Origin of the sequence: Actinomycetospora aeridis (assembly GCF_037400275.1) — a bacterium.
Classification (GTDB): domain Bacteria; phylum Actinomycetota; class Actinomycetes; order Mycobacteriales; family Pseudonocardiaceae; genus Actinomycetospora; species Actinomycetospora aeridis.
On sequence record NZ_JBBEGL010000005.1, the window covers coordinates 90,502 to 116,261 of the forward strand.

At 71.7% G+C, this 25,760-nt stretch carries 29 protein-coding genes and 3 tRNA genes; 15 read left to right on the forward strand and 17 right to left on the reverse strand.

From position 1 onward, the window contains the following. Positions 1–111: 111 nt before the first annotated feature. Together mycP and WCD41_RS18600 are read left to right on the forward strand one after the other, a co-directional pair. Positions 112–1,494, forward strand: coding sequence for a type VII secretion-associated serine protease mycosin (mycP, locus tag WCD41_RS18595; RefSeq protein WP_337715074.1), 1,383 nt, complete (start codon positions 112–114; stop codon positions 1,492–1,494). Between the two features lie 68 nt (positions 1,495–1,562). Beyond that, positions 1,563–2,420 (forward strand): nitrilase-related carbon-nitrogen hydrolase, encoded by an 858-nt coding sequence (locus WCD41_RS18600; RefSeq protein ID WP_337715076.1) that lies wholly within the window; start codon positions 1,563–1,565, stop codon positions 2,418–2,420. On the opposite strand, the gene WCD41_RS18605 is transcribed toward WCD41_RS18600, so the two are convergent. Continuing rightward, positions 2,417–3,256: a PhzF family phenazine biosynthesis protein gene (locus WCD41_RS18605; RefSeq protein ID WP_337715078.1), complete on the reverse strand. Its 840-nt coding sequence runs from the start codon at positions 3,254–3,256 to the stop codon at positions 2,417–2,419. The genes WCD41_RS18600 and WCD41_RS18605 overlap by 4 nt on opposite strands. 262 nt (positions 3,257–3,518) lie before the next feature. On the opposite strand from WCD41_RS18605, the gene WCD41_RS18610 reads away from it, so the two are divergent. The 3 genes from WCD41_RS18610 to WCD41_RS18620 are packed head-to-tail and all read left to right on the forward strand — an operon-like array spanning position 3,519 to position 6,183. Next, positions 3,519–4,535 (forward strand): NAD-dependent epimerase/dehydratase family protein, encoded by a 1,017-nt coding sequence (locus tag WCD41_RS18610; RefSeq protein ID WP_337715080.1) that lies wholly within the window; start codon positions 3,519–3,521, stop codon positions 4,533–4,535. Positions 4,536–4,565: 30 nt separating this feature from the next. After that, positions 4,566–5,339 carry a coniferyl-alcohol dehydrogenase gene (locus WCD41_RS18615; RefSeq protein WP_337715083.1) on the forward strand — a complete coding sequence of 258 codons (774 nt, stop codon included), beginning with the start codon at positions 4,566–4,568 and terminating at the stop codon, positions 5,337–5,339. Positions 5,340–5,376: 37 nt separating this feature from the next. Continuing rightward, complete coding sequence (locus WCD41_RS18620) at positions 5,377–6,183, forward strand: serine protease (RefSeq protein ID WP_337715084.1); 807 nt, start codon at positions 5,377–5,379, stop codon at positions 6,181–6,183. A 3-nt stretch (positions 6,184–6,186) separates the two neighbouring features. Here the strand turns inward: WCD41_RS18620 and WCD41_RS18625 are convergent, their stop codons facing one another. The 4 genes from WCD41_RS18625 to WCD41_RS18640 form a co-directional block, all read right to left on the reverse strand. Then, positions 6,187–6,363 (reverse strand): hypothetical protein, encoded by a 177-nt coding sequence (locus tag WCD41_RS18625; protein WP_337715086.1) that lies wholly within the window; start codon positions 6,361–6,363, stop codon positions 6,187–6,189. 385 nt (positions 6,364–6,748) lie between these two features. After that, complete coding sequence (locus tag WCD41_RS18630; protein WP_337715089.1) at positions 6,749–7,291, reverse strand: 2'-5' RNA ligase family protein; 543 nt, start codon at positions 7,289–7,291, stop codon at positions 6,749–6,751. 13 nt (positions 7,292–7,304) lie between these two features. Beyond that, a complete protein-coding gene (locus WCD41_RS18635) occupies positions 7,305–7,523 on the reverse strand; it encodes an ANTAR domain-containing protein (RefSeq protein ID WP_337715091.1) in 219 nt (72 codons plus the stop codon). A 130-nt stretch (positions 7,524–7,653) separates the two neighbouring features. Beyond that, positions 7,654–7,872: a hypothetical protein gene (locus WCD41_RS18640; RefSeq protein ID WP_337715093.1), complete on the reverse strand. Its 219-nt coding sequence runs from the start codon at positions 7,870–7,872 to the stop codon at positions 7,654–7,656. A 61-nt stretch (positions 7,873–7,933) separates the two neighbouring features. On the opposite strand from WCD41_RS18640, the gene WCD41_RS18645 reads away from it, so the two are divergent. After that, the gene (locus WCD41_RS18645) at positions 7,934–8,293 is read left to right on the forward strand and encodes a VOC family protein (RefSeq protein ID WP_373695156.1); all 360 of its coding nucleotides are present in this window, start codon (positions 7,934–7,936) and stop codon (positions 8,291–8,293) included. An 80-nt stretch (positions 8,294–8,373) separates the two neighbouring features. On the opposite strand, the gene WCD41_RS18650 is transcribed toward WCD41_RS18645, so the two are convergent. Further along, positions 8,374–8,814 carry a cupin domain-containing protein gene (locus tag WCD41_RS18650; RefSeq protein WP_337715095.1) on the reverse strand — a complete coding sequence of 147 codons (441 nt, stop codon included), beginning with the start codon at positions 8,812–8,814 and terminating at the stop codon, positions 8,374–8,376. 927 nt (positions 8,815–9,741) lie between these two features. Here WCD41_RS18650 and WCD41_RS18655 point away from each other — a divergent pair. After that, complete coding sequence (locus WCD41_RS18655) at positions 9,742–11,148, forward strand: hypothetical protein (RefSeq protein WP_337715097.1); 1,407 nt, start codon at positions 9,742–9,744, stop codon at positions 11,146–11,148. 664 nt (positions 11,149–11,812) lie between these two features. Then, entirely contained in the window at positions 11,813–12,727 is a 915-nt protein-coding gene (locus WCD41_RS18660; protein ID WP_337715102.1) for a P63C domain-containing protein, read from the forward strand. A 1,377-nt stretch (positions 12,728–14,104) separates the two neighbouring features. Here the strand turns inward: WCD41_RS18660 and WCD41_RS18665 are convergent. Continuing rightward, positions 14,105–14,506, reverse strand: coding sequence for a VOC family protein (locus tag WCD41_RS18665; RefSeq protein WP_337715104.1), 402 nt, complete (start codon positions 14,504–14,506; stop codon positions 14,105–14,107). Beyond that, entirely contained in the window at positions 14,503–15,108 is a 606-nt protein-coding gene (locus WCD41_RS18670; RefSeq protein WP_337715106.1) for a helix-turn-helix domain-containing protein, read from the reverse strand. Before WCD41_RS18670 ends, WCD41_RS18665 begins: the two co-directional genes overlap by 4 nt. A 133-nt stretch (positions 15,109–15,241) precedes the next feature. Between WCD41_RS18670 and WCD41_RS18675 the strand changes: the two genes are divergently transcribed. The 7 genes from WCD41_RS18675 to WCD41_RS18705 all read left to right on the forward strand — a co-directional run bounded on the left by WCD41_RS18675 (position 15,242) and on the right by WCD41_RS18705 (position 19,597). Continuing rightward, positions 15,242–15,652 (forward strand): hypothetical protein, encoded by a 411-nt coding sequence (locus tag WCD41_RS18675; RefSeq protein WP_337715109.1) that lies wholly within the window; start codon positions 15,242–15,244, stop codon positions 15,650–15,652. A 262-nt stretch (positions 15,653–15,914) separates the two neighbouring features. Beyond that, entirely contained in the window at positions 15,915–17,408 is a 1,494-nt protein-coding gene (locus WCD41_RS18680; protein ID WP_337715111.1) for an FtsK/SpoIIIE domain-containing protein, read from the forward strand. Continuing rightward, positions 17,405–17,605: a hypothetical protein gene (locus WCD41_RS18685; RefSeq protein WP_337715113.1), complete on the forward strand. Its 201-nt coding sequence runs from the start codon at positions 17,405–17,407 to the stop codon at positions 17,603–17,605. Before WCD41_RS18680 ends, WCD41_RS18685 begins: the two co-directional genes overlap by 4 nt. Then, positions 17,602–17,805 carry a hypothetical protein gene (locus tag WCD41_RS18690; RefSeq protein ID WP_337715115.1) on the forward strand — a complete coding sequence of 68 codons (204 nt, stop codon included), beginning with the start codon at positions 17,602–17,604 and terminating at the stop codon, positions 17,803–17,805. Before WCD41_RS18685 ends, WCD41_RS18690 begins: the two co-directional genes overlap by 4 nt. Before the next feature lie 20 nt (positions 17,806–17,825). Next, complete coding sequence (locus WCD41_RS18695) at positions 17,826–18,176, forward strand: hypothetical protein (RefSeq protein WP_337715117.1); 351 nt, start codon at positions 17,826–17,828, stop codon at positions 18,174–18,176. Positions 18,177–18,179: 3 nt separating this feature from the next. After that, positions 18,180–18,365, forward strand: a complete 186-nt coding sequence (locus WCD41_RS18700; RefSeq protein ID WP_274280164.1) for a helix-turn-helix domain-containing protein — start codon at positions 18,180–18,182, stop codon at positions 18,363–18,365. Then, positions 18,365–19,597: a tyrosine-type recombinase/integrase gene (locus WCD41_RS18705; RefSeq protein WP_337715120.1), complete on the forward strand. Its 1,233-nt coding sequence runs from the start codon at positions 18,365–18,367 to the stop codon at positions 19,595–19,597. Before WCD41_RS18700 ends, WCD41_RS18705 begins: the two co-directional genes overlap by 1 nt. Positions 19,598–19,673: 76 nt before the next feature. Here WCD41_RS18705 and WCD41_RS18710 read toward each other — a convergent pair. The 9 genes from WCD41_RS18710 to WCD41_RS18750 form a co-directional block, all read right to left on the reverse strand. Then, a tRNA-Phe gene (locus WCD41_RS18710) sits at positions 19,674–19,747 on the reverse strand. A gap of 31 nt (positions 19,748–19,778) precedes the next feature. Beyond that, positions 19,779–19,852, reverse strand: a tRNA-Asp gene (locus WCD41_RS18715). Between the two features lie 20 nt (positions 19,853–19,872). Further along, positions 19,873–19,945, reverse strand: a tRNA-Glu gene (locus tag WCD41_RS18720). A gap of 74 nt (positions 19,946–20,019) precedes the next feature. Then, complete coding sequence (locus WCD41_RS18725) at positions 20,020–20,715, reverse strand: TetR family transcriptional regulator (protein WP_337715123.1); 696 nt, start codon at positions 20,713–20,715, stop codon at positions 20,020–20,022. 92 nt (positions 20,716–20,807) lie between these two features. After that, positions 20,808–20,942, reverse strand: coding sequence for a hypothetical protein (locus WCD41_RS18730; RefSeq protein ID WP_337715125.1), 135 nt, complete (start codon positions 20,940–20,942; stop codon positions 20,808–20,810). A gap of 429 nt (positions 20,943–21,371) precedes the next feature. Beyond that, a complete protein-coding gene (locus WCD41_RS18735; protein WP_337715126.1) occupies positions 21,372–22,616 on the reverse strand; it encodes a serine hydrolase domain-containing protein in 1,245 nt (414 codons plus the stop codon). Between the two features lie 8 nt (positions 22,617–22,624). Beyond that, a complete protein-coding gene (locus tag WCD41_RS18740; protein WP_337715128.1) occupies positions 22,625–23,497 on the reverse strand; it encodes an alpha/beta fold hydrolase in 873 nt (290 codons plus the stop codon). Positions 23,498–23,530: 33 nt separating this feature from the next. Next, entirely contained in the window at positions 23,531–24,808 is a 1,278-nt protein-coding gene (locus WCD41_RS18745; protein ID WP_337715130.1) for an FAD-dependent monooxygenase, read from the reverse strand. A 111-nt stretch (positions 24,809–24,919) separates the two neighbouring features. After that, the gene (locus WCD41_RS18750; RefSeq protein WP_337715132.1) at positions 24,920–25,729 is read right to left on the reverse strand and encodes a phosphatase PAP2 family protein; all 810 of its coding nucleotides are present in this window, start codon (positions 25,727–25,729) and stop codon (positions 24,920–24,922) included. Between the last annotated feature and the right edge of the window lie 31 nt (positions 25,730–25,760).

Consider the following 25,760-nt stretch of genomic DNA (forward strand, 5'->3'; position numbering starts at 1 on the left):
AGCGAGGGACTCCCTGAGTGCGTGGCAGGCAGCGAACGACGCCCTCGCTCCCCACCTCGGGGCACACCAAAGCGCCCACACGAGCGCAGAACACCTCCTACGCTGCGAGAGGTGCGGGAGATCCTCGGGCGACGGGTGGCACGCGCCGTCGTCGCCGTGATCACCGCGGTGCTGGTCGTCGCCACCCCGGGGACGGCCGCTGCCGACGCGCCCGTGCCACCCCCGCCCGATCCCGCCGCGCTCGCGCGCCTCGACCCCGACCCGCGGCCGCTGCCCGGCGTCAGCGCCCGCGTCGCGTGCGTGCGCTCCGCGGGCGGCGGGGACGCCGCGATCCCCGGGGCACCGTGGGGCCAGCAGCGGCTGCGGTTCACCGACGCCTGGCGCTTCACCCGCGGCGCGGGGCAGACCGTCGCCGTCATCGACACCGGCGTGAGCCGCCACCCGCGCCTCGCCGGGCGGCTCGTCGACGGCGGCGACTTCGTCGGCACCCAGGACGGCCTCACCGACTGCGACGGCCACGGCACCCTCGTCGCCGGCATCATCGCCGCGGCGCCGGAGCAGTCGACAGGCTTCGTCGGCGTCGCCCCGGACGCGCGGGTGCTCTCGATCCGCCAGTCCAGCGGGACGGTCCGCACCACCGCGCCGGACGGGTCGACCACCGACGGCGGCGGCAACGTCGACACCCTCGCCGAGGCGATCCTGCGGGCGACGAGCCTCGGGGCCACGGTCATCAACATCTCGGAGGCGGCGTGCGTGCCCGCCGCCGACGCGGCCCGCGGGCTCGCCTCGTTGCGGGCGGCGGTCCGGGCCGCGGTGGACGCGAACGTCGTCGTCGTGGCCGCGGCCGGCAACGCGGGATCGGGCGCCTGCGTCCAGGCGGCGGACGGGGAGAGCCCGGGGCAGGTGGTGGCGCCCGCGTGGTTCGGCGACGACGTGCTCTCCGTCGGCTACACGCGCCGCGACGGCCTGCCCGCGCCCCAGAGCATCCGGGGGCCGTGGGTGTCGCTCGCGGCGCCCGGTTCGGAGATCGTCTCCCTCGACCCCGCCGGTCCGGGGCTCGTCGACACGATCACGCCCATCGGGGCGGGCCGCCCGATCCCGATCGAGGGCACCAGCTTCGCCGCGCCCTACGTCAGCGGAGTGGTCGCGCTCGTCCGCGCCCGCTACCCGGGGCTCGACGCGCGCCAGGTGATGGCGCGGGTGACCTCCTCGGCGGACCGCGGGAACCAGGCCGGGGGCCGCGACGACGCCGTCGGCGCGGGCACCGTCGACCCCGTCTCGGCGGTCGCGGACGTGCGTCCGGACGAGTTCACCGGACCGGGACCGGCCTCGGTGTCCCCCGCCGGGGCGGGCCGGGTCGACCTGACCGACGGGCGGGATGCACACTCCGGATCGCGCACCGTGGCGCTGGTCGGGTCGGCGGCAGCGATGGCGCTGCTGGGCGGAGCCGGCCTCATCGTCCTCGTCGCGCGACGGGCACGTCGGTCGCGCTGAGGCGGCCGGGGTGACCCGGAGTCGTCCGTCCTCCCCGCCGCCCGCGGCGCCGACCCCGAGGAGCCCGCGTGCGCATCACGCTCGCCCAGACCGACGCCACCCTCGGCGACCTCGACGGCAACCTCAAGCGGGCCGAGCGGGTGGTCGCGGAGGCGGTCGACAACGACTCCGACCTCGTCGTCTTCCCGGAGCTGTCGCTGTCGGGCTACCAGATCGGCGACGTCCCGCAGGACCTCTCACTCGCCCCGGAGGACCCGCGCCTGCTGCGCATCTCGCAGCGCGCCGGCGGCGCCGGGGTGCTCCTCGGCTTCCCGGAGGCCGGCGGCCACGGCCTGCACACCTACAACAGCGCGGGCTACTACGAGGCCGGGCAGCTCGTCCACACCCACCGCAAGCTCTACCTGCCGACCTACTCGACGTTCGAGGAGCGCAAGCACTTCCTGCCCGGCCAGCACTCCCGGGCCTACGGCGTGCGGGGCGGGCGGCACCGCGCGGCGACGCTGATCTGCAACGACGCCTGGCAGCCGCAGGTGGCCTTCCTGTCCACCCAGGACGGGGCGCACCTGCTGCTCGTCCCGGCGAACTCCGCGCAGTCGATGTCGCCCGAGCGCTACGACTCCAAGGAGTACTGGCGCAACATCACCACGTTCTACGGGCGCATCTACCAGCTGTTCGTGGTGTTCGTGAACCGCGTCGGCGTCGAGGGCGGGCTGACGTTCTGGGGCGGCAGCCACGTCGTCGACCCGTGGGGCGAGGTCGTCGGCGAGTGCGGCGAGGGCCCGGAGGCCGAGGAGACCTGCACGATCGACATCGACCTCGCCGACGTGCGGCGGCGGCGTCGCGACATCCCGCTGGTGCGCGAGGCCCGCCTCGGCCTGCTGCGCCGCGAGATCGACCGCCTGCTCGAGGAGGGTGGGGACCTCTAGATCTTGGTGGCGGCCTCGAGCAGCTCCCCGCGGCTCACCGTGACGGCGTCACCCCGCAGGTACACCCGCTCGCCGGCCAGCTCGACGCCGACCTCGCCGCCGCGCGGGGAGAGCTGGGCGCCGACGAGGCGGTCACGCCCGAGCCGCTTCGCCCAGTACGGCGCGAGGCAGCAGTGCGCCGAGCCCGTCACGGGGTCTTCGTCGATGCCCACGGCCGGGGCGAAGAACCGCGAGACGAAGTCGGGCGCGCCCGGGCTCGGGTCGTCCCCGGCGCGGGCGGTCACGATGACCCCGCGCCCGCTCGCGGCCCGCAGCACCGAGAGGTCCGGCTCGAGGGCGCGCACCTCCTCCGCCGACGGGATCTCGACGAGGACGTCGTAGCGGCAGCGGGCGAGCTCGACGACCGCGGCACCGAGCGCGTCGGCGAACTCGTCGGCCAGGTGCCCGTCCGGCAGCGCCGACACCGGCTCGTCGACGGGGAAGTCGAGCTGGATGCCGCCGCCCGCCAGGGCCTCGGCGCGCAGCACACCGGAGGCCGTGCGGAAGGAGATCGGCGACGTCGCGAGCCCCTGCTCGAAGAGGACGTGCGCGCTCGCCAGCGTCGCGTGCCCGCAGATCTCCACCTCGACCTTCGGCGTGAACCAGCGCAGGCCCACCTCACCGGTCGCGGCGAGCGTCGAGAGGTCGACGAACGCCGTCTCGGAGACGTTGACCTCCGCGGCGACCGCCTGCATCCAGGCCGCGTCGTCGGCGTCGGTGAGGCACACGCCGGCCGGGTTGCCGGTGAAGGGCGAGGACGTGAACGCGTCGACGAGGTGGAGCTGCACGGCCTCCATGGTGCCGTGCGCGGGAAACGTCGGGGACCCGGTGGGCCGCCCCGGGGCGCGGGCCGCCCCACCACGCCCCGGGAGCGGGTTCCGGCGGGGACGCCGGGGAGTCGGGAAGGACCTCCGGGCCGCACCGTTCGGTGATCGCTCTGGCGAGTACCGACGGTCACATCCGCCCCACCAGTCCGCCAAGTCCGGCCACCCGGACGGCCCAAGATCGCTACCCGGTGCTGACCGAGGTGTCACGGAGCGCGGACGGGTAACCGACCCGGTGCGACTCCTCGTGCTCGGCGGCGGCGGTTTCCTGGGCTACCACGTGGCGGCGGAGGCGCTGCGCGACGGCCACGACGTGACGGTCGCGAGCCGCTCGGGCCGCGCGCCCCTCGACGGCGTCGAGGCTCTGACCGTCGACCGTCACGGCGACCTCTCCGCCCTCGACGGTCGCCGCTTCGACGCGGCGCTGGACACCTTCTCCGACCCCGACGCCGTCCGGAGCGCGGCCGAACGGCTCCGCGGTGCCGTCGGCGGCCTGGGCTACGTGTCGGGGATGAGCGTCTACCACCCCGACGGGCCGGCGGTGCCCGACGAGGGCGCCCCGGTGCGGCGGCCCGGTGAGGCCGCCGTCGACGACCCGCTGCAGGAGCGCTCGCTGGCCAAGCTCGCCGCCGAGGAGGCCGTGACGACGGCGTTCGACGGGCCGGTGACCGTGCTGCGGGTCGGCGTCATGGTCGGCCCGCGCGACCCGTCCGACCGGTTCACGTGGTGGCCGGTCCGGCTCGCCCGCGCGCTGGCCGGCGAGGCCCCGCAGACCGTGCTGGCGCCGGGTGACCCGACGCGCGCGGTGCAGTACAGCGACGCCCGCGACATCGCGGCCTTCGCCGTCCGGGCGCTCGGCTCCGAGCAGGCCAGGGTGTTCGACACCGTCGGCCCCGGGCGCGCCCAGCCGCTCGCCGCGGTGCTCGAGGAGTGCCTCGCCGCGGCCGGTGGCCGGCCGGGGGACGTCACGTGGGCTTGGGCCGGCGAGAACGCGCTGCGCAGCGAGCTGCGGGACGTCGAGGAGGAGGCCCGGCCGCTGTGGTTCCCCGAGGACCAGATCCCGCAGGACGCGATCGACTCGTCCGCGGCGATCGCGGCGGGGCTGCGCTTCCGGCCCGCGGCTGACACGGCCCGCGACGTCCTGGCCTGGTTCCGCGAGCGCGGGGACGACGAGCTCGCCGCCGGGTTCGACCCGACACGGGAGGCGGACCTGGTCGCGCGCTGTGCCGAGGGGACTGCCCCGACGGGGTGACGGGAGCAGCTCGCTACTCTGCCCCTCGCTATGAGCACGGTCTTCCTGGTCAGCGGCGCCTCCTCGGGGGTGGGGCGCGCGCTCGCGCAGTTCCTCACCCGCCACGGCGTGTCCGTGATCGGCCTCGACCGCCGCGAGCCGCCCGACCGGGAGATCGCCCACATCAGCTGCGACCTCGCCGAACCGGGCTCCATCGACGCCGCCGTCGACCGCGTCGACGGGCAGGTCGACTCCCTGGCCAACGTGGCCGGCGTGCCCGGCACGGCACCGGTCGAGCAGGTGCTCGCCGTGAACTTCCTCGGCATGCGCCACCTCACCGAGAGCCTGCTCGGGCGCATCCGCCGGGGCGGGTCGGTGGTCAACGTGTCGTCGTCCGAGGGACGCCACTGGGTGGCCCACCTCGCCGAGCTGCGCCCGCTGCTCGCCACCCGCACCTTCGGTGAAGGCCTGCGCTGGTGCCGCGAGCAGCGTCCCGACCGCCCGGTCTACGACGTGTCCAAGGAGGCCGTGCTCGCCTACACGACGGCGTCCTCGACGCTGACGTGGAGCGACGGCGTCCGGATGAACGCGGTCGCCCCCGGCACCGTGCGCACCCCGTCGCTGGCCGAGGTCGAGCGCTCCACCGACCCCCGTCGTCTCGCCCGGCAGCGGACGGCGGCGGGACGCGACGCCGAGGCCTCGGAGATCGCGTCGGTCGTCGCCTTCCTGATGTCGAACGAGAGCCGCTGGGTCAACGGCCAGACCCTGGCCGCCGACGGCGGGGTCGCGGCCGCGACCACCTGGGCGGCGCTGCAGTCCCGCTGATCCGTCACCCGATCGTGGCGTGCCCGTTGAGACACCCATGGGAGTACGACGCACGACGGCCGCACTCGTCGCGGGAGCGGCCCTCGCCGCCGGAGCCTGGCTGGGTGGCGCGCCGGCGCTCGCGGCGCCGGGGGACGACGGCCCGACGCCCACCGCCCCGGGCGTGCACCCCGGCGTCCAGACCCGCACCGACGGCGCCCAGTGCACGGCGAACTTCCTGTTCACCGACGGCGACGACACCTTCATCGGCCAGGCCGCGCACTGCTCGGGCACGGGCGCGGCCACCGAGACCGACGGCTGCGACTCCGCCTCGCTGCCCCTCGGCACGCCGGTCGAGGTCGACGGCGCGAGCCGGCCCGGCGAGCTCGTCTACAACTCGTGGCTGGCGATGCAGGATGCCGGCGAGACCGACCCGGACGCCTGCGCCTACAACGACTTCGCCCTCGTCAAGCTGGACCCGGCCGACGCGGCGACCGCGTCCGGGGCCGTCCCGTTCTTCGGCGGCCCGACCGGTGTCGACGACGACGGCGCGGGCGTCGGCGAGGTGGTGCGCAGCTACGGCAACTCGGAGCTGCGCGGCGGGATCACGCTGCTCAGCCCGAAGGTCGGCACGGTCGCCGGCGTGCAGGGCGGCGGCTGGAGCCACGACGTCCTGACCGTCACCCCCGGCATCCCCGGCGACTCGGGCAGCGCGTTCCTGTCCGCCGACGGGCGCGCGCTCGGCGTGCTGTCGACGATCCAGTTCGCCCCGCTGCCCGCCAGCAACGGCGTCAGCGACCTCGCGCGGATGCTGGACTACGCCCGCGACCACGGCGCGGGCGGCGTCCGGCTCGTCACCGGCTGACGGTCAGGGCTGCAGGACGCGCGAGGCGGTCGGCGTCTGGGCGGCCGCCGCGCGTCGACGGGCCGCCGCGGCCTTGCGGTCGGAGCGCCCCGACCACGACGTCATCCCCAGGTACAGCGGCACCCCGATCACCAGGACCGAGAGCACCGCGAACACCACCACCGCCACGACCCACTCCACGCCGAACCCCCAGCGTCGCGCCGACTTCCCGCGCGGATGTCGCTCGATCGGGTGACGGTGTTACCGCCCGGATCCGGGCGTCTGGTGAGCGGTCGGGCACCGCGCCGTCCGGCACTCCGGGCAGGCCGAGCGGTCGGGCTGGTCGGGCTGGTCGGGCGCGCGCCGGTCCCGGGACGGCGACCGGCCGGGACGTCCTCGCTCTGGCGGAAACGCTTCGAGAATCGAAGCGTTCTCGTCGCTCGGCCCGGGACGGCCGCCGTTCCTTCCGCGATCGTCGAGATCGCGGTCCTGGTGACGATCGTGGTCATCTTTGACATCGATCGTCACCCAAACGGCGATCGAGCGGCGACGAGGTCTGCGGCGGCCCACCTGCAGTCCCGATCCGTCAGGCACGCCCGAGCGGCGCCTCGGCGACCACCCGCCAGCTCCCGGCCTCGAGCGCCCCGGCGAGCAGGTGGACACGCTCGATGTGCGCGTCGAACGGGAGCCGCGGCGCGAGCTCGTCCGCGGCCTGCTGCAGCGCCGCGAGCGACGAGTGCCGCCGGTAACCGACGGTCAGGTGCGGCACGGGCTCGTGCTCGCCCTCGTAGGGCGGGTGGGCGGGGAAGGCGCGCTGGACGCGTTCGGTGAGGTCGTCGAACAGCGCAGCCGGGGTCGGCGCCAGCCAGACGTAGTCCTCGCCGAACCACCGCACGGCGTCGAACCGGCAGGAGAACGGCGCGACGTCGCGGACGGCCTCGCGCAGCCGGTCGACGGTGGCGTCGTCGACCTCCGCCGCCGGGACGAACGGGAAGAGCACCGTGACGTGGGCGGGCACGCCCTGAGGTGCCGACGGGTCCAGCCGGTGCCGCAGGGTCCCGACGACCGGCTCGGCCTCGGGCACCAGCACGAGGACCGCGGTGTGGGTGGCGGTCGCGGGCACGTCCATGCCGGTGATCGTGCTAGCAGCTGCCCCACGGATCGAGCACGCGTGGCGACCACTGGCCGGTGAGCACCTCGCGGGCGATCTCGACCATCGTGATCGCCCGGGCCGCGGCCTCGTGGCGCAGCGTCTCCGCCGCCGCCTCGATGTCGAGGCCCAGTCTCTCGGCGACGACTCCCTCGGCCCGGTAGACGTCGGCGGACACGGTCGACTGCTCGGTCGCGTTCGGCAGCAGCACGGCTGCTCCTCGGGACTCGTCCGGGCCCCCGGGCGGCCGTCGTGTCGACCGCAGGAAGGTCGTCACCAGCAGTACCGGTCCGGGCACTGACTGTCCATCGACCGGACGGCCGTATCCGCGTCTCGGGTCGTCAGTCGTCGTCGAAGCTGAAGTCGGGGTCGTCGAGCTTGGCGAGACGCGGCGTCCCGTCGGGCGCACGCTCCGGGGCCGGGGCCCCGAGCCTGCTCGCCACCGCGAGCGTGGCGTGCGCGTGCGCCCGGGCGATCAGCGTGGCGGCGCCGTCGGCCTGCGTCTCCGCGGCGAGGCGCAGCAGCCGCTCGGCCTCGCGGAAGTGGTCGGTGTCGGGCATGCCCGTCGCTCCCTGATCGGTGATCCCTGCCGAATCCTGTCAGGTCGCCAGGGTGCGGCTCGTGTCCACGGTCTGGCCGGTGCTGCACTACGACGACACAGCCGCGGCCCACCGCTTCCTCATGGAGGTCGTCGGCTTCCGCGAAGCGGTGGTGGTGGTGCGCGACGACGAGGGCGACATCGTCCACGCCGAGCTCCGCTGGCCGGACGGGGGCACGGTGCTCGTCGGCGGGACGAAGCACGTCGACAGCGTGCACGGCGGGCTCAAGGCCGGCGCGGTCTACCTCGTGACCGAGGACGTCGACGTCGTGCAGGCGCCCCACGCGACGGAGTTCGCCGCCGGGGAACCCACCTACGCCTGCAGTGTGCATGACCCCGAGGGCAACGTCTGGACGTTCGGGACCTATCGGGGCGCGTCCTGATCCTTCTGGCGCCGTGCCGCGTCGGTGAAGCGGTCGAGCGGGTCAGTGCGCCCGTCTGCCGCACCGACCCCTGTGTGAGATCAGAGCGCCGGCGGAGGCCCGAGGATCGTGACTCCCAACGCGGTCAGCGCCGTCATCGCTCGCTCCAGGTCCTCGGGAGCCGGAGGTCCCGGCGCGGGCACGGTGGGGTCGCTCGTCGGCGTGCCCGTGCGGAAGAGGTCTTCGAACCCGCCCGGAGTGGCGATCGTCAGGAATCGCGCGCTGGGCGAGGTCACGACGAAGGCGTGGCTCCGGCCACGCGGCAACCACGCAAGCCCGCCGGCCTCGAGCCGGAATGGCGGTTCGTCGCCTCGCCAGAATTGCATCTCCCCGTCGATCACGAAGAATCCCTCGTCCTCGTGGGTGTGCACGTGCAGCGGCGAGGCGTGACCGAGCGGCGCCCAGCTCTCGGCCACACCGAGCTGACCTGCTGTTTCCTCGCGATCCGCCCGTATCGCGAGAATCGAGTCGAGGAACTTCACCAACGTTCCGGAACTGATCGCGGACTGAAGACCCGTCATGACGCCCCCGTGGTCACGGACTCTCCAGCGAAGCATCGAACACGTGTCAAGTAGCGCCGCGTCCCCGTGACCGATCGCATTCGCTGCGTGCCCGCGAAAAGGACGGAGAGCTGCACAGGCCCCATCAAGGACAAAGCCCACCGAGCGTCTCCGCTGGGTGGGCTGGTGTGGCCAGGGGCGGGGTCGAACCGCCGACCTATCGCTTTTCAGGTGCCGCGAGCGGCCCTCAGTCTGTCTCGATCGGTCTTCTGAGCAGGGGGAACGTCTCCGGCGGACGCTGACGGACGACCCCGAGTGCACCCACGCTGCTGTAGGACTGCAGCAGTTCGCCGACGCCCCACGGGCCGGCTTCGGGGTCTCTCCCTCGGCGGCGCGGGGTCGTCTCGGACGGGCCGGGCGTGGAGGTGCAACTTCCCGGCCGTCCTCGTTCCCGCCGGCTGTCCTCGTCTCGGGGCTCGGACGGGTGGTTGCACCGGAGCGGCCGGGCTGTCAGACCCCGGAAGCGCCGCCGAGGGAGAGCCCCCGTCCCCACCGCTCCCCCACGCGCTGCCACACCGCCGTCCACGAGGCTGCCCCTCTCCTGAGCGTGGTGCCCGGTTGTAGGGCGGAGCCCTGCCCGCCGGAGGCCCCACGCATCCCGGCCACTCGTCCCGGTCCTCGTCGTGCTCCTGGCGGCTGGCTGGCCCGGCGGCCGGGCCGCGGACGCACGGCGATTTATCAGAGTGGCGGGAGCGGCCCGGCAACGCCGGGCCGCGCCGGCGCGCCAGCGCCGGCGCTGACCTTGGACGGTGCCCGGTGAGCGCGCGGTCCTCTCTCGGTAATGGGCGAGCAGTCCTTCACCGCGGCCGCCGCCGTCGTCAGGAGTCGGGCGCCCCGAAGGCTGAGCGGGTGGCGCAGGCGCGGGCCAAGCGGGCTCATCGGTGGTCTCGCCGCGCGCAGCTCCGGAAGATCACCAGCATCGGCCGCGTCCGCCGCTGCGGCTACTGCACCAACCCCGAGGCCGGCCCGACCCTGGCCGTGACGGAGAACGCGGACGGGACCCGCACCGCCGGCTACGGCGGGCTCGCCACGTGCGGCTCGGTGTGGGTGTGCCCGCAGTGCGCCGCCAAGATCGCCACAGGGCGGGCCGACGAGCTGTCCCAGGTGATGCGCGCGGTCGACGCCGCCGGGGGTTCGGCGTTCATGCTGACCCTCACGATGCGCCACAGCGCCGGTGACCGGCTCGGGCTCTCGATGGCCGACCGGGAGCGGCTGTTACTGCTGGAGAAGCGCCGCAAGAGCCGCGAGGCCGGCCGGCTCAGCAAGAAGGACGCCGACCGGCTGGCCCGCCTCGAGGAGCGCGACCGGGAGCGCCTCGAAGAACTGGGCGAGGCCCAGGCCGAGCGGGACGACGCCGAAGTGCAGGGCTGGGAGGTCGACGAGCGCCAGGCCGAGGCCGACGCCATCGAGGAAGGCGAGATCAGAGCCCGGCGCGGGTGTTGGGATGCCTGCGCCGACGGCTGGAAGGCGGTCACCGAGGGCGCGCAGTGGCAGGCCGACAAGGAGCTGTTCGGCGGGCTGCTCGGCTGGGCCAAGGTCGTCGAGGTCACCGACGGCCTTCAGGTGTGCGATGACCCCGACTGCTCCCAGCGCCGTCACGGCAACGGCTGGCACGTCCACATCCACGCCCTGCTCTGCTTCGGCCGCGACGTCCCGGTCGAGCTGGTCCGCGAGACGATCTGCGCCCTCGCGTTCGGCCGCTGGTGCCGCGCCCTGGAGCGGCACGGGTTCGACGCCTCGGAGGAACACGGCTGGGACGTCCGCAAGGTTCGCCTTGGCGACGGCGACCTGGCGGACTACTTCACGAAGGTCGCGCACGAGGTCACCGGCAACCACCATAAGGAAGGGCGTCGCAAGGGCGGCCGGACCCCGATGCAGGTCCTCGCTGACGCGGTCGAGACCTACCGCGTCGAGGACCTCGCGCGGTGGTGGGAGTGGGAAGCAGCTTCTCAACGGCGCCAGCAGCTCACCTGGTCCCGAGGGCGCCATGACCTTCGGAGGCTGGCCGGTCTCGGCCAGGAGCGTAGCGACGAGGATCTGGTCGAGGAGGATCTCGGTGAAGACGTACGCGTTGCTATCGACCGAGAGTCGTGGGCCTGGATCGAGGCGGCCAGGCTGCAGTGCGAACTACTCGACGTGGGTGAGGTGCATGGCCTCGCGGGTGCAAGGCGGTGGCTGGACGAGAAGGGGCTGCGCTGGGACGAGGCGACGTGTGCGCCAGACGTGGGCGATGCAGCAGCCCATCGACGATCTTGACGCCGTGGGCTGGCCGCGTGATGACAAGGAACCTTCTGCCAAACCCAGGATGGTATGGCCCGATCACTAGCTTGGTAGGAACGATTCGATGGCACGGCACCGGCCGGGCGCTGCCGGTCGCTGCCTACTAGTTGGCGGCAGAACTCACCTACCTTCAACTAGTAAGAGGTAGACCAATCGCAAGAGTCGCGGGCTAGTATCTAACCCGTGCTCGCCGTCAGCCAGCAGGAGCCAGCAGGTCCGTCCTTGACGTGGGCGGAAGTCGTCGCCACCTATCCGACGTCTGAGCGGTTCGTGTTGCGCCTTGAGTCGATCCGCTGGGGACGCCGACCGATCTGCCCCTACTGCAACTCACAAGCGTGCACCCGGGCTAAAGGAACTTGGCGACACCATTGCAATTCATGCCATTGTTCGTTCAGCGTCCTCGTGAAGACGGTAATGCACCGAACTCGACTCGACGTGCGAAGATGGGCCCTCATCTCGGCCTTATTCTTCGACTCAGATGAGCTGCCTTCAGTGGCGGAATTCGCCGAAAGAATTGGCGTGAATCCGAATTCAGCATCCAGGATACGGCGCCAGCTTGCACAATACACCGTTGCCGACGTCGCCTTCCTAGAGAAGTTGTATCTCGCCGTATTGATGGACAAGAGGGAGGCTTCGGCCAGTGACTGACGAAGGGGAATTTTCACCTCAGCGGACTGCCGCCTACAGAGGAGAGTTGCCGGTCGCCGGATCGGCCCCGATCCCCTGCTTCGTCCTGGACGACGGTACGCGAGTAATTTCCGGCCGAGGTCTTACCAACGCGATTGGCATGAAAGGTCGCGGCCAGGGCGTTCCTCGAATTGTGGCGAACCGAACTCTTGCGCCATTCATCTCTGATGAGCTGAAGGGGCAACTCGAATCACCGATTCGGTTCATCGGGACGACTTCGCGCGCAAAGAACCCGACTACGGGTTACGAGGCAACAGTGTTGCATAGCCTCTGCGAGGCGATTCTGGTTGCGCGCGATGCGAACGCGCTCAAGACCGAGCAAGAGCAACGCTACGCCCTATACTGCGATGCACTAATCCGAGCCTTCGCAAAGGTCGGAATTATTGCATTGGTTGATGAAGCGACCGGATACCAGGAGGCCCGCGCCGCTGATGAGCTGAATCGAATTCTTGAGTACTACGTAGCGAAAGAGCTACTTCCCTGGACCAGGAAGTTCCCCCCTGAGTTCTACCAAGAGCTCTTTCGTCTGCGCGGCTGGGACTACGACATGAAGTCGGTAAAGCGCCCCAAGTACGTCGGAAAATTAACCAACCAGATTGTCTATGAGAAGCTGCCGCATCCAGTTCTAGAGGAGCTACGTCGTAAGAACCCGAGGGTCACCCCAAGTGGAACACGGCGCTACAAGCACCACCAACTGCTGACGTCAGACGTTGGACATCCCCATCTAGAACGACACCTCGCAACAGTAACGGCGCTAATGCGAATCTCGAGCAGCTGGCGCGAGTTCGAACGCCACCTCGCAAGAGCGTTCCCCGAGCCGAATGCGCAAGGAGAACTTGACTTGGAGCTGGAAACCGACGAGGGGTAGCTACGTGATAAGCAGCGCAACGAGGCGCCTGCGTTGCGCTACTCGGTGTTATTGTCAACCTGCGCTGGAGGCACTTCGACTTCATCGTCCTCGCGGAAGTGATAGGCAGCGGCACTAAGAGCCGCGCCAACCACAACTCCCAGGGCTCCGCCAAGTGCGACTGCGACCGGTGCCGCCGCTAGCGCGCCCGCAGCTGCAGTAGCAACGATTGCGCCGGTAGCCACACCAGAGGTTAGGGCCGGCCCAGCAATCGCGGCGGTTCTCCGCAAGGGCTTACCGCCTGCTTCAAGGGTCTTAACATAGTCATCGCTGGCGCCAGAGGCTCGAACGCGTTCCAAGAAGTCCCGCGACACGCCATCGTCCAGTTCGTCGCCCGGACTGAGACTCTTGTCCATCATCGCACCCGCCCATCGGTCCAGCCGATCGGAGGCCGACCAAGTGCGGCCGCTGCAACAGCTAGGTTGTGCAAAGCCAGCTTGGTGGCAGGAGCCTTCATTGTAGCGAGTGATGCGGGGGCGTCAACGACGACGCATCCGATAGCAGCCCCACTATTGCTTTGCCTAATTGGGATCGCGACGATTCGACTGTAACCGCGTGTAAGTTGAAACTCTCCCCACGAGAGCTTGTACCTCTCGGGCTTAGCCACCTTCAGAAACGCCGCTTTTCCTCGACTATCCCACTTATTAAAGAAGGCTTCCCAGTCCTCGGGCACTAAGTCGTTCTGTTCCCAACTCTTCCCGACCACACCCTTACCCTTAGTCCAAACGGGGTCGTCCATGTGAGGATTGGCTTGCAGTCGAAGAGACCCCACGTTCACTAGTCGTTTGCGCATGAGACCTCCGACCCGAAAGATGTGTACACCTATCTGCCGATAGGGCGTACCCGTAGACCCTTGTAGTTCGTCGAGTCCAGCCACAATGATAGCACGAACATTCTGCTCGTACTCACGAATAGCCTTTGCCGACCGCAGATACCGGCTCAGTTGGCCAATCGCTGCGAGAGACAGGACGGCAACAGAGACGTAAAGCCATTGAGATTGATTGGTCCAGAAGTCTTTCGGCAAGTTCAGCTGCGCGAGCGTGACTGCTGCCGTTGATAGCGCGATCGCCAGTACGGCGACTATCCTGTACAGCAACCTTCGCACCACTTACGGGACTCCCCCCTGTCGAGCGATCCTCCACTCGATCGCGACGCCGTACCGGCTCGAATGCAATCGCGACAACCACGCTTGTTGTTACAGTCGGCGACCGCTGAGTAGATTAGGTCGACCCCAGCCGTGGACCACCGGGGGTGAGCAGGTTCGAGGCTTCTTGGGGGCCCATGAGAGCATTGCAGGGTAGTGGAGGCCGCACATGGCGAGCTCCACTGCGTGCCGAGCTAAGTAGCTCGTCTACGGGCCAGAAGCCTGGGGAACTCCGGCGATAGAACGCAGAACTCGTTTCCCCAAGGGTCGTGGAGGACCCAGAAGTCGTGGCCGCGTTCCTGTTGGTGGTCCCAGCGGGTTGCCCCAAGCGCCTCGATGCGTTCGACCTCGGCGTCGACGTCGTTGGTTTCCAGGTCGAGGTGCATGCGCTCCTTGGACGTCTTGGGGTCGTCGGTGCGTTGGAGCAGGATGCGGATGTCGGAGTCGGGGAGCTTGAGCCGGCGGTAGACGGGCTGGCTGTCGGCACCGAGCGTCTCCTCGGTGGCGTCGAGAACGGCAGCCCAGAAGGCGACGCCGGCGTCCAGATCGCCCACGTCGATGACGAACTGGGCAACGCGGCTGCGCAACTCGCTCATCGTGCCTCGTCCTCGTCGATGAGGTCCTGGACGATCTGCGCGGAGTGCTCCTGGGTGCGGGCCAGGGAGCCCCACCCGGTGATGACGGCGCCGTCGTAGCTCATGCCGACCCAGCGGCCCCAAGCGTGGGTGCCGTGGCGGTGCAGGGCGAGGTACATGGTGCCCTTGGAGCGCACCGCGGCGTCCGTGGAGCGGTACCAACCCATAAGGGCCTCCTGGTCCCACAGGCGCAGCTCGCCGTGCCACCGGTAGCTGCCTTCGGCGACGGCGATCGCGCGCTCGGCGTCGAGGTGGAGCAGCTCCCCGCGTTGCTCGATCTCCAGCGAGTGGGTGTCGACGCGCGGCTTGCCTTCCTTCCAGGTCTGCCAGGAGCACCACCACTCACCGGAGAGGTCGAGCCCGTAGTCGACCTGCCCGGCAAGGCGCGCTAAGGAGATGCCCAGCGCGTCCGCGAGTGAGACCGCCGCCGAGAGCGTTGGTTGCTGCTCGCCGGCCTCGTACCGAGCGAGCTGCCGGACGCTCACGCCGGCCGCCTTCGCCAGCTCCCCCTGGGAGAGCTGTAGCGCTGCGCGCTGCGACTTGATCACCTCCGACACGTCCACGCGCGACATCTTCCCCGGTCAGACGTATGAGGCAAGTGACCTGCCGTATGCGGCTTGACACGTCGGACGCAAGAGGCGCACTCTCTGCCGTACTAGTCATGCCGTATCAGTCCGCTTTGCTGACGGAGGAGACATGTACTCGTGCTCGCTGGCGATCGACGCCACCCGCACCCGAGTGATCGCGACCGGCGACGTGGTGCAGCCACCGCGCTGGGACGACACCCCCAACGGCCGCCGCCCGGTGGCCGGCTCCACCGCCGTCGACGAGGAGACCGGGCAGCCGATCAACCTCATTGGCGTCCTACTGCCCACCGGCCAGAACGGGGAGAAGGAGACACACACCGTCCGCGTGTGCTCCTACGAGGTCCCCGAGCTGCCCGAGTTCGAGCCCGTCGAGTTCGACGGCCTCCAGGCGCTCATTCGGCCCGCCAAGACCGGCAAGGGCATCGAGCTGTACCTCTCGGCCGATGCGGTCCGGGTCGCCTCGGCGTCCGGTAAGCCCGCCCCGCCGGCCAAGGACACCGCGCCGAAGGACGTGGCCTGATGGGCGCCCCGGTGAAAGTCGAGACGCGCTCGTTGTTCGACGTCCTCGTGTTGACCTGCCGGGCTCGCCATTGCACCGAGCAGTGGGAGCCGGCGCCGGTCAACGACGGCGGGGACGGCGTGGTCCAGCTGTCGCATGAGCGCTGCCCGGCCTGTGGGTCGAGCACCTGGGAGGTCACCCAGGTCGAGGTGTCCGGCTCGCCCTCGCGCGAGCAGCGCCGCCGTCGTGGCCCGCGCCGTTCCTCCTCGGGGAGTGGAGGGCGATGAGCGCGACCCTGTGGCGCGGCCAGACCATCCGCCGCCGCGCCGACATCCAACGGACCCTTATCGAACGCGACCACGGCCCGTTCGCAACCGCCCTCTACGGCGCCCTCTGGCTCCTGCGCTGGGCGCTGTGGGCCGCTCTCATGGGCCTCTGGGGCCTCGTCTACGTCCCCCCGGTCGGCGCCGTCGTCGCCCTGCTGATCGTGACCGGCCTCGTGCTCGGCCCGTGGGGCGTCTCGGTCATCGCCGCTCTGGCGGCCGGCGGCGCTTGGGCCTGGGCCCGCTGGTCACCCGGGACCTGGGCCCGCTACCTGGTCCGGCGTGGCGAGCGGTTCTGGCGGCGCCTGCGCTACCGCTGGGTCTGGGACGACGTCATGGCCGCCTGCGGAATCAAGGCCACCGACGCCGCCCATCGCATCGTCGTCCCCCGCCTGGTCTGGGTCGGGCTCGGTGACCACGTCGACGTCCTCACCGTGCAGCTCTGCCCCGGCGTCACCCTCGACACCATCGCCGCCCAGGCCGACGGGCTCCGCTCGGAGTGGGCCGCGCTCGACGTCCGGGTCACGCGCCACCCGCGCGTTCGCACCTGGGGCCTGCTGCGCGTCGTCCTGCACGACACCCTCGCCGAGCAGCAGCACCACGCTCGCAACCGGGTCGACCTCACCCGGCTCCCGATCGGGCGCCGCGAGGACGGCGAGCCCTGGGCGCTGCGTCTGCTCGGCCGGCACCTGCTCGTGGCCGGCGCCTCCGGTGCCGGCAAGGGTTCGATCGTCACTGCCCTGCTCTGGGCCCTGTCGCCCGCCATCGCCGACGGCTGGGTGCGCGTCATCGGTGTCGACCCCAAGGGCGGCATGGAGTTCGGGATGTACCCCGAGCTGCTGCACATGTTCGCCTGGCGCTCGGAGGCCGAGCTCGTCGCCGCGCTGGAACACGCTGCGGCGCTCACCATGGCGCGCTGCGAGTCTCTGCAGGGCCGGACTCGCCTGCACCGACCCACCATCGACGACCCGTTCCACATCATCGTCGTCGACGAAATCGCGTCGCTGACCAGCTACATCGTCGACCGCGCGCTCAAGGAACGCGGCCGCGTCGCGCTCGGCACCCTGCTGAGCAAGGGCCGCGCTGCGGGGTTCTCCGTGGTCGGGCTCGTGCAGGACCCCCGCAAGGAGGTCCTCGAGCTGCGCAACCTGTTCACCGTCAAGGTCGGCCTGCGTCTCGACAGCCGGAATGAGGTCGCCATGGTCCTCGGCGACTCCGCCCACGACCGTGGCGCCCGCTGCGAGGACATCGACCTCGACACCCCCGGCGTCGCCTACGTCGTCGACGACGAGGACCGCCGCGAGCCGATCAAGGTCCGCGCCGACTTCCACGACGACGCCGGCATGCGCTGGCTCGCCACGGAGTACGCCTCCCCCACCCACGAGGGCGTCCCCGAGCTGGTCACCAAGCAGCGCGACACCAAGCGCCCCGACAAGCGCACGGACGCGTCATGAGCGTCGTGCTGCTGACCAGGGACACCCCGCGCTGGCTGTTCCTGGTCATGGCCAGCCTCGTCGCTACGGCCTACCTCACCTACGGGCTGCTGGCCCTGATCGGCCGGGTCCGCCGGACGGCGACGCAGCGACAGCCCAGCCGACGCCGGGCGCCGGCTCCGGTCAGCGCCCGCGACCGGCAGGGGGTGGCCTCGTGATCGCCGCCGTCATCATCGCGGGCCTCCTGACCGTCATCGCCGCCAAGAGCCGCGCCGTCGGCCCCGCCCTCGTGCTCGGCGTCATCACGGTCGTTCTGCTCGGCGTCGTCGCCCCCGGCTTCGTGGCCGGCGTCGGCGACGTCCTCGCCGCCATCGCCGGCGGCATCGGCGACGGCATCACCCGCGCCGCCTCCGACTGACTCACAAGGGAGAACCACCCGTGACCGCCCTCGCCCAGCACATCGACACCGCCAGCGACGCCGTTCGAGCCGCCAACCACGCCACCATGCGCGCGCCGCTCGACGGCCCCGAGTCCTACGCCGTGGTCGGCGGGCTCGCCGAACTCGCCGGCCGGCTGCCACAGCTCCTGGACTACCTGTCCCGCTCGCTGCGCCACGCAGACCCCGCCGCGCACTACGACGACCGCGGACGCGATCCCGCCGACGCGCTCGACAGCACGCACGGCCACCTCGATGACGCCCGCGCCGCCGTCGTCCAGGCCGGTCAGCACCTCAGCACCGCCCACAACCACCTCGGCCACCTCGGCCGCTACACGGCACCGGAGGACTGATCCATGGACGCACTGCTGTTCACCGCGGAGGAGGCCGCGGAGGTCCTCAAGATCAGCCGGTGCAAGGTCTACGACCTGCTCCGCAACCAGGACCTCCGTTCGGTGAAGATCGGCGGCTCCCGCCGCATCCCGCGGGCTTCGCTGGAGGAGTACGTCGCGCGGCTCCTCGACGCCCAGGCGGTCGTGTGATGGCCGGCGAGCGCAAGAAGGGCCGGAAGGTCAACGGGGAGGGCTCGATCTACCAGCGGTCCAGCGACGGGCTGTGGGTCGCCTCGGCCTACGTCTACGTCTCGTCGGGGCGCATCGAACGCCGCTCCCGGTACGCCCGCAGCTTCGAGGAGGCGCGCGCCAAGCTCGTCCAGCTGCAGTCGAACAACGAGCAGGGCATCCCCGTCCCGGACCGGACCATGACCGTCGGCGAGTACATGGAGCACTGGCTGTCGGTCGTGAAGGAGGAGAAGCGGCTGACGACGTTCCACGGGTACGAGTCGGTGGTCCGGCTGCACATCGTCCCCGCGCTGGGCAAGAAGCGTCTCGACCGGCTCACCGGCGCCGACGTCCGGCACTTCATGGGTGTGGTCCGGGCCAAGTGCCTGTGCTGCACCAATGGGCGCAACGCCCGTCGGCGGGCCGGCGCGGACCCTTGCTGCCGTGACGGACACCCCTGCTGTGGTCGGCGCCCCTCGCCCCGGCAGGTGCAGTACATCCACGCCGTGCTGCGCAACGCGCTGAGCAACGCCGAGCGCGAGGAGCTGGTCAGCCGCAACGTCGCCAAGCTGGTGAAGGTCTCGACCCCGCGGTACAAGATCGGCAAGGGTCTGCGAGTCAGCCAGGCCAAGGCGCTGCTCAAGGAGGCCGAGGGGACACGCTGGTACGCCCTGTACGTCACCGCGGCCACGCTGGGGCTGCGCCACGGCGAGCTGCTGGGTCTGCGCTGGGAAGACGTCGACTTCGAGCGGGCCACCCTCACCGTCGCGCAGACGGTCGCGCGGGCGGCCGGTCAGCTCTACGTCGGGCCGGCGAAGTCGGACGCCTCGGAGAGCACGATCCCGCTGCCCAAGGTGACCCGTCGCGTCCTGGAAGCCCACCGGGAGCGGCAGGAGATGGAACGCGCCGACGCCGGAGAGGCCTGGCAGGACCGCGGCCTCGTGTTCCCCTCGACCATCGGCACGCCGATGGAGCCGCGGAACCTCAATCGACACTTCGCCGAGCTGCGCGAGCGAGCCGGCATGCCGGACGTCCGGCTCCACGACTTACGTCACACCGTTGTGAGCCTGCTGCTCGATCTCGGCACCCCGCCGCACGTGGTCCAGGCGATCGCCCGCCACGCGCACGTCGACATCACGATGGCGATCTACGCCCACACCAACCTCGACGCCATGCGCCAGGCGCTCGACGCCATCGAGTGGGAGGACCTGTGAGGCCTATTGCTACACGGGCTGCTGTAGTGGATCACTCAGCAGCGAGCCTCACCGGCGTTGATGCTGGTGAGCGGGGTGGCCAGGGGCGGGGTCGAACCGCCGACCTATCGCTTTTCAGGCGATCGCTCGTACCGACTGAGCTACCTGGCCGAACGGCCGAGGGACACCTCGACCGGAAGAGCGACCCAGACGGGACTCGAACCCGCGACCTTCGCCGTGACAGGGCGACGCGCTAACCAACTGCGCCACTGGGCCTTGCTCGTGCTGTCCTACCGTACCCCCAACGGGATTCGAACCCGCGTTGCCGCCTTGAAAGGGCGGAGTCCTAGGCCGCTGAACGATGGGGGCGCGACCCTCTGGCTGAGGACCTTACCCGCCAACGGCGTACCCGTTGGGAGCGGACCAAGCATAGGCGACCGGTCTCAGCGAACCGGCACCCACCCCCCGGCGGGCGCCAGGTGCGGCCCGAGCACCGTGCGCATGCCGCCGTCCGAGCGCCACGTCTTCAGCCAGCCGGGGTCCGCGGCCGCGCCGAGCAGCAGCTCCCAGTTCTCGCAGACCCGCTGCGCGAGGTCCGTGAGCTCACTGGTCGCCAGGGACGCCGCGAACGCGCCCCCGGAGACGTCGACGACCGTGCGGGCGAAGGAGGGCGGGTCGACGGCCGGCACCAGCAGGCCCGCCGTGCCCGCGCGCCCGAAGAGCTCCGTGAACACATCCTGCCAGAAGCTGAAGGGCCAGCCGGGCCGCTGGGGGCCCGCCAGGCCCTCCGCGCACAGACGCTGCCCGGCGCGCAGTACGGGCCCCTCGAGGGCGTCCTGCATCTCCCGCGCGAGCTGGGCGGCGGTCCGCAGCGGGTCGAGACCGAGCTCGCCGCACCGCGCCACCATCCCGCGGCAGATCTCCTCCATCTCGTCGACCACGGCGAGCGCGATGCTCTCCTTGGACACGAAGTGGAAGTAGAGCGCGCCCTTGGTGACGTTGCTGCGCTCGAGGATCCGCGACAGCGAGGCCTCGTGGTACGAGCGCGCCGCGAACTCCTCGGCCGCCGCCGCGAGGATCGCACTCCGCGTCGCCACGGCACGCGCCTGGCGTGGCGGTGGATCCACGGTGTCGGACATCGGCGGCCACGGTAGCGCGACGTCCCTTCACCCACGCGCAGTACACGGGCATTCGTCCAACCTCGGACGATCCCGTGGAGGGAAGGCGCTGGTCAGCGCCGGACGGGTGGCGGGTCGCCCCCCTCGCCGATCAGCCCGAGCATGTCGAGCAGCTCGCGGCAGTCCTCGGAGTCGAGGGAGTTGCGCGCCACCGCGATCCGCGCGCGGTGCACCTGGTCGTCGCTCACCCCGTACACGTCCGCCGCGGTGCGCTGCGTGGGGACCGACGGCTCCTCGGCCGTCGTCCGCTCCGGATGAGGTCCGTTCGGTCGTCGCCGAGGTCCCGACGTCGCATTCATGCTGGCTCCCGGTGGCCGCCTCGTCCCGACCCGCTGCCACACCACACGCGGCGGGATCACTCGCTACGGGGACACGACCGGTCACGGTGCGTGCCCGGGGACGTCCCTCGTCCGAGTCGCGCCGACGCTACCCACACGACCGCGCTGATGCAGCCCCCTTCCCGAGTGACGACCCCTCGGTTCTCAGGCAACCCTCATCGCCCTCGATCGGTCACGGAACGTGAGAGCCCTCGGCTGAGGGGCCGTCGCACGGGACCGCCGGACGTGCGCGGTCCGGCGGACGGGCACGGAGCGAACGGGCCAGCCGGTGCGGCCCGGTCAGTCCACCAGGGCCTGGTACACGAGGCCGCGCAGCTGCGTCCGGATCGGATGGGCGCTCGAGGGCACCAGCTGGGTGAAGAACATCGTCGTGATGCGCTCGACCGGGTCGACCCAGAACGCGGTGCTCGCGGCCCCGCCCCACGACATCTCGCCGACGCTCGCGAGGGTGCGGTAGCGCACCGGGTCGAGCACCACCGCGACGCCGAGACCGAAGCCCACGCCGTCGAAGGGCATCTCCGCGAACAGCGGCCGCCCGACCTGCTCGAGGTCGAGCCCGCCCGGCAGGTGGTTGCGGCCCATGTAGTCGACGGTGCGCGAGCCGAGCAGGCGGACACCGTCGACCTCGCCGCGACCGAGCAGCAGCTGGGTGAAGCGGTGGTAGTCGGCGGCGGTGGAGACGAGCCCGCCCCCGCCGCCGAGCCACGTCGGGGCCAGGACCTCGCGGGCCAGCGCCCCCATCCCGGCCGCCTCGGCGCCGACGTAGCGGCCGGTCGCCGGGTTGTTGAGGTAGAGCGTCGCCAGCCGGTCGGGGTCGTCGACGACGAATCCGGTGGCCGTCATCCCGAGCGGCGCGAAGATCTCCTCGGCGAGGAACGTGTCGAGCGGCTTGCCGGACACGACCTCGATCAGCCGGCCGAGCACATCGGTCGAGTGCCCGTAGTTCCACTCCGAGCCGGGCTGGAACACCAGGGGCAGGCCCGCCCACGTCTCGACGTGCGTCGCGAGGTCACCCTGCTCGGGGGCGGACCACTCGAAGCCCTTGGCCCGGTACATCGCGTCGACGGGGTGGGCGTGCTGGAAGCCGTAGGTGAGCCCGGCGGTGTGGGTGAGCAGGTGCCAGACGCGGATCGGCTCGGTGGCCGGCTCGGTCAGCGGCTTGCTCGACGACCCCTTGACGTAGACGCGCGGGGCGGCGAACTCGGGCAGCCAGCGGCTGATCGGGTCGGTGAGCTCGAAGGCGCCCCGCTCCCAGAGCATGAGGGCCGCGACCGAGGTGATCGGCTTGGTCTGCGAGTACATCCGCCAGCGGGTGTCGTCGGTGACGGCGAGGCCGGCGTCGACGTCGCGGTGGCCCGCCGTCGACGAGTGCACGACGCGGCCGTCGCGGGCCACCACGATGTGCCACCCGGCGAGCCGGCCGTCGTCGACGTAGCGGGCGAAGTGATCGTCGATGCGGGACAGGCGGGCCGGGTCGAAGCCCAGCTCCTCGGGATCGGACTCGACCTTCAGCGGGCTGCTCACTTCCGCCACTATGCCTCCGCGAGGAACCTCCGCAACTCGTCGACGACCTCCTCGGGCCGCTCCTCGGGCACGAAGTGGGCGCACCGCTCGATTGCCCGGCCGCGCACGTCGTCGGCGTACTCCCGCCACAGGTCGAGCATCGGCAGCGTCTGGCCCATGACGCCCTCCGCGCCCCAGAGCGCGAGCAGCGGCTGGGTCAGGCGGCGGCCCGCCGCGAAGTCGGCCTCGTCGTGCTCGGCGTCGACCGGGTCGGCGCGGTAGTCGTCGAACCCGCAGCGCAGCGCCCCGGGCTGGGAGAAGGCGCGGACGTACTCCGCGACCGCGGCGGGCTCGAGGCCCTCGCGGGCGTAGGTCCACTTCTCGAGGAAGTAGCGCAGGTAGCCCTCGACGTCGGCGCCCGCGAGGCGCTCGGGCAGGTCGGGCTGGAGGTGGAAGAGCCAGTGCCAGTACTTGGCGCCGAGCGCGGCGTCCATCCGCTGCCAGGTGGCCCGCGTCGGGGCGATGTCGAGGACGGCGAGGCGCGTGACCTCGTCGGGCCGGTCGAGAGCCCAGCGGTGCCCGACGCGCCCGCCGCGGTCGTGCCCGACGACGGCGATCCGCTCGTGGCCCAGCCACCGGACGAGCGCCGAGATGTCCGCGGCCATCGTGCGCTTGTCCATGCCGCCGGTGGGCTTGTCGCTGGCGCCGTAGCCGCGCAGGTCCGGGACGATCACGGTGTGGTCGGCGGCCAGCGCGCCGGCGACGTGGCGCCAGCAGTGCCCGGTCTGCGGCCAGCCGTGCAGCAGCACCACCGGCGGGCCGGAGCCGCCGGCACGGAAGTGCAGCCGCACCCCGTTGGCGACGACGGTGTCGGGGGTCAGCTCAGGCACGGAGGCAGTCACGTCGGCCGATCCTGCCCGTTCGGGCCACGGAGGTCAGCCGGCGATGTGTCCGGCGGACCCGTCGGGCCCGGGCGGCATCTCGTGGGCGGCCACGACGCCCGGCCGCGGGGACGTCGGGGGCATCGGGACCCCGGGGCGGTGCCCGTCGCCGTCGAGGGCGGACGCCGGGGACGGGACGCGGGCCGCGTCGACGATGGCCGCGGTGGCGTCGACGGACGTGGTGCGCCACAGGCGGTCGCGCATCCGGCGCACGAGGCCGTCGGCGTGGCAGAGGAGCGCGAAGTCGTGGGCTCGGCGGGCCACCGCGGCGCGGGGGTGCTCGCGCACGTACGCGTACTCCTCCAGCGCCGGCACGATCCGCCCGTCGGCGTGGTCGAAGGCGCGCCCCAGCGTCGCGGCGTCGAGGATCTCCATCGCCACGGCCTGGGCGGTGTGCGGCAGCATCGGCTGCGCGGCCCCGCCGACGACGGTCATGCGGTGCCGGGCGCCGCGCTCGAGCGGGGCGTGATGGCGGTGCACCCGCGAGGGCGCGGCGACGATGTCCTCGCCGACCGCGGCGCGGACCTCGGGGGCGCTCGCGGCCAGCAGCCGCGCGACGACGGCCGCCACGCCGTCGCGGTGCATGTCCTCGACGGCGTCGACGCGCACGGTCATCGACACCTCGCCCCCGTCCCGGCCGACCGCGGACTGGGTGACGTGCAGCGTCGGCGACGACCAGAGGCGCAGCACGTCGTCCGGCGGCGGCGGGCCGGGGCCGCGGTAGACGAGGTAGGGGCTGGAGAGGGCGTGGCCGCCGCCGAGGTAGCCCCGGACCCGGCTGCCCGGGCCGTCGGCGCCGACGACCGCCTCGGCCCGGTAGCGCCCGTCGCGGTCGTCGGTGACGAGCACGGCGTCGCCGAGGTCCTCGACGGACGTCGCGCAGCGCCCGTAGGAGACGGTGACCATCTCGTCGGCCTCGCACGCCGCGACCAGCTGCGCCCGCAGGACCGCGTGCGGCACGAGGAGGTAGGGCCGGCCGAACCGGGCGCGCACCACGGGCCCCAGCTCGGCGACACGCAGCACCGTGCCGCTGTCGGCGTCGGCGTGCGCGAGACGTCGCGGTTCCCACGACGCCGCCGCGAGTGCCTCGGCGAGCCCCAGGGCGGCCAGCTCCCGCAGCGCACCCGGTGTGAGCACGGCGAGCCCGCGGTCGACGTCACCGGGACGGTCGCGCTCGAGGACGTGGACCGGGAAGCCCTGGTGGGCGAGGAAGAGCGCGCTGGCGAGCCCGGCGAACCGGGCGCCCAGCACGAGCAGCGGTACGGCAACCACGGCTCACCTCGTTCACCCGGGCGGACGAGACAAGCGTAGGCAGATCATCTCGGACGGAGCAATCGGGCACCGTTCTGTATTCACACAGCGCGCTGACCACCCGAAAGGTGGTCACTCCGGAGAATGAGCAGCGTCCGGACGACTTGACGGAGCAGGGTCGTCGCCCAACTGCGCGCGGGCGTCGAGCACCCGGGCGAGCGTCAGGCACGTGACGGCCAGCGCGGTGCCCACACACCACCCGGCGAGGACGTCGGTGGTCCAGTGGACGCCGAGGTAGACCCGGCTCGCGCCGACCAGCAGGGTGCCGAGGGCCGCGAGCCCGATCGCGATCCCGCGCACGAGCCGCGCATGGGGCATGCCGACGGTCAGGGCGACCACCGCCGCCGCCGTGAGCGTCAGCCCGAGCGCGGCCATCAGCGCGTGCCCCGAGGGCAGCGACGCCGTGGTCTCCTCGGCGAGCCGCAGGGCCTCCGGTGGGCGGGGGCGCTCCGCGGCCAGCTTGACCAGCCGGATCGTCACGGCCCCGGCCAGGACGCCGAGCACCCAGATCAGGGCCGTGCGCCGGTGCCCGCGGGCAAACAGCGCCACCGCGGCCACCACGGCGAGCCCGCCGGTGCCCGCGGTCCCGCCGATCAGCGACACGGCCTCCGCCGCGCTGGTCAGGCCGGGTGTCCGGACGCCGAGCACCCACCCGAGCACCGGGGCGTCCGCGTCGGCCAGGGCCTCGTCGGAGGCGACGAGGGCGAAGACCGCCCCCGCGGCGAGGACCAGCACCGCCACGATCGCGGTGTCGCGCAGAGCACCCGGCACGACGGCGAGCGCGCCCCCGGCCACCCGGTCGGCGACCACGGCGATCCCGATCAGCAGGCCGAGGACCAGCAACGACACGGCGGTGGCGTCGAGGGCCATCCCGGCAGCCATGGTGCCTCCATCGGTTCGTCGAGCGGTGGGG

Excerpts from the sequence above, each read along its gene's own strand:
- WCD41_RS18675 (WP_337715109.1), top strand. The coding sequence starts at position 15,242 with ATGTACTCGTGCTCGCTGGCGATCGACGCCACCCGCACCCGAGTGATC.
- WCD41_RS18680 (WP_337715111.1), top strand. The coding sequence starts at position 15,915 with ATGAGCGCGACCCTGTGGCGCGGCCAGACCATCCGCCGCCGCGCCGAC.
- WCD41_RS18605 (WP_337715078.1), bottom strand. The coding sequence starts at position 3,256 with ATGGAGGCCGTGCAGCTCCACCTCGTCGACGCGTTCACGTCCTCGCCC.
- WCD41_RS18665 (WP_337715104.1), bottom strand. The coding sequence starts at position 14,506 with ATGAGCGAGTTGCGCAGCCGCGTTGCCCAGTTCGTCATCGACGTGGGC.
- WCD41_RS18705 (WP_337715120.1), top strand. The coding sequence starts at position 18,365 with ATGGCCGGCGAGCGCAAGAAGGGCCGGAAGGTCAACGGGGAGGGCTCG.
- WCD41_RS18620 (WP_337715084.1), top strand. The coding sequence starts at position 5,377 with ATGGGAGTACGACGCACGACGGCCGCACTCGTCGCGGGAGCGGCCCTC.
- WCD41_RS18615 (WP_337715083.1), top strand. The coding sequence starts at position 4,566 with ATGAGCACGGTCTTCCTGGTCAGCGGCGCCTCCTCGGGGGTGGGGCGC.
- WCD41_RS18630 (WP_337715089.1), bottom strand. The coding sequence starts at position 7,291 with ATGGACGTGCCCGCGACCGCCACCCACACCGCGGTCCTCGTGCTGGTG.
- WCD41_RS18640 (WP_337715093.1), bottom strand. The coding sequence starts at position 7,872 with ATGCCCGACACCGACCACTTCCGCGAGGCCGAGCGGCTGCTGCGCCTC.
- WCD41_RS18725 (WP_337715123.1), bottom strand. The coding sequence starts at position 20,715 with ATGTCCGACACCGTGGATCCACCGCCACGCCAGGCGCGTGCCGTGGCG.
- WCD41_RS18685 (WP_337715113.1), top strand. The coding sequence starts at position 17,405 with ATGAGCGTCGTGCTGCTGACCAGGGACACCCCGCGCTGGCTGTTCCTG.
- WCD41_RS18700 (WP_274280164.1), top strand. The coding sequence starts at position 18,180 with ATGGACGCACTGCTGTTCACCGCGGAGGAGGCCGCGGAGGTCCTCAAG.
- WCD41_RS18750 (WP_337715132.1), bottom strand. The coding sequence starts at position 25,729 with ATGGCTGCCGGGATGGCCCTCGACGCCACCGCCGTGTCGTTGCTGGTC.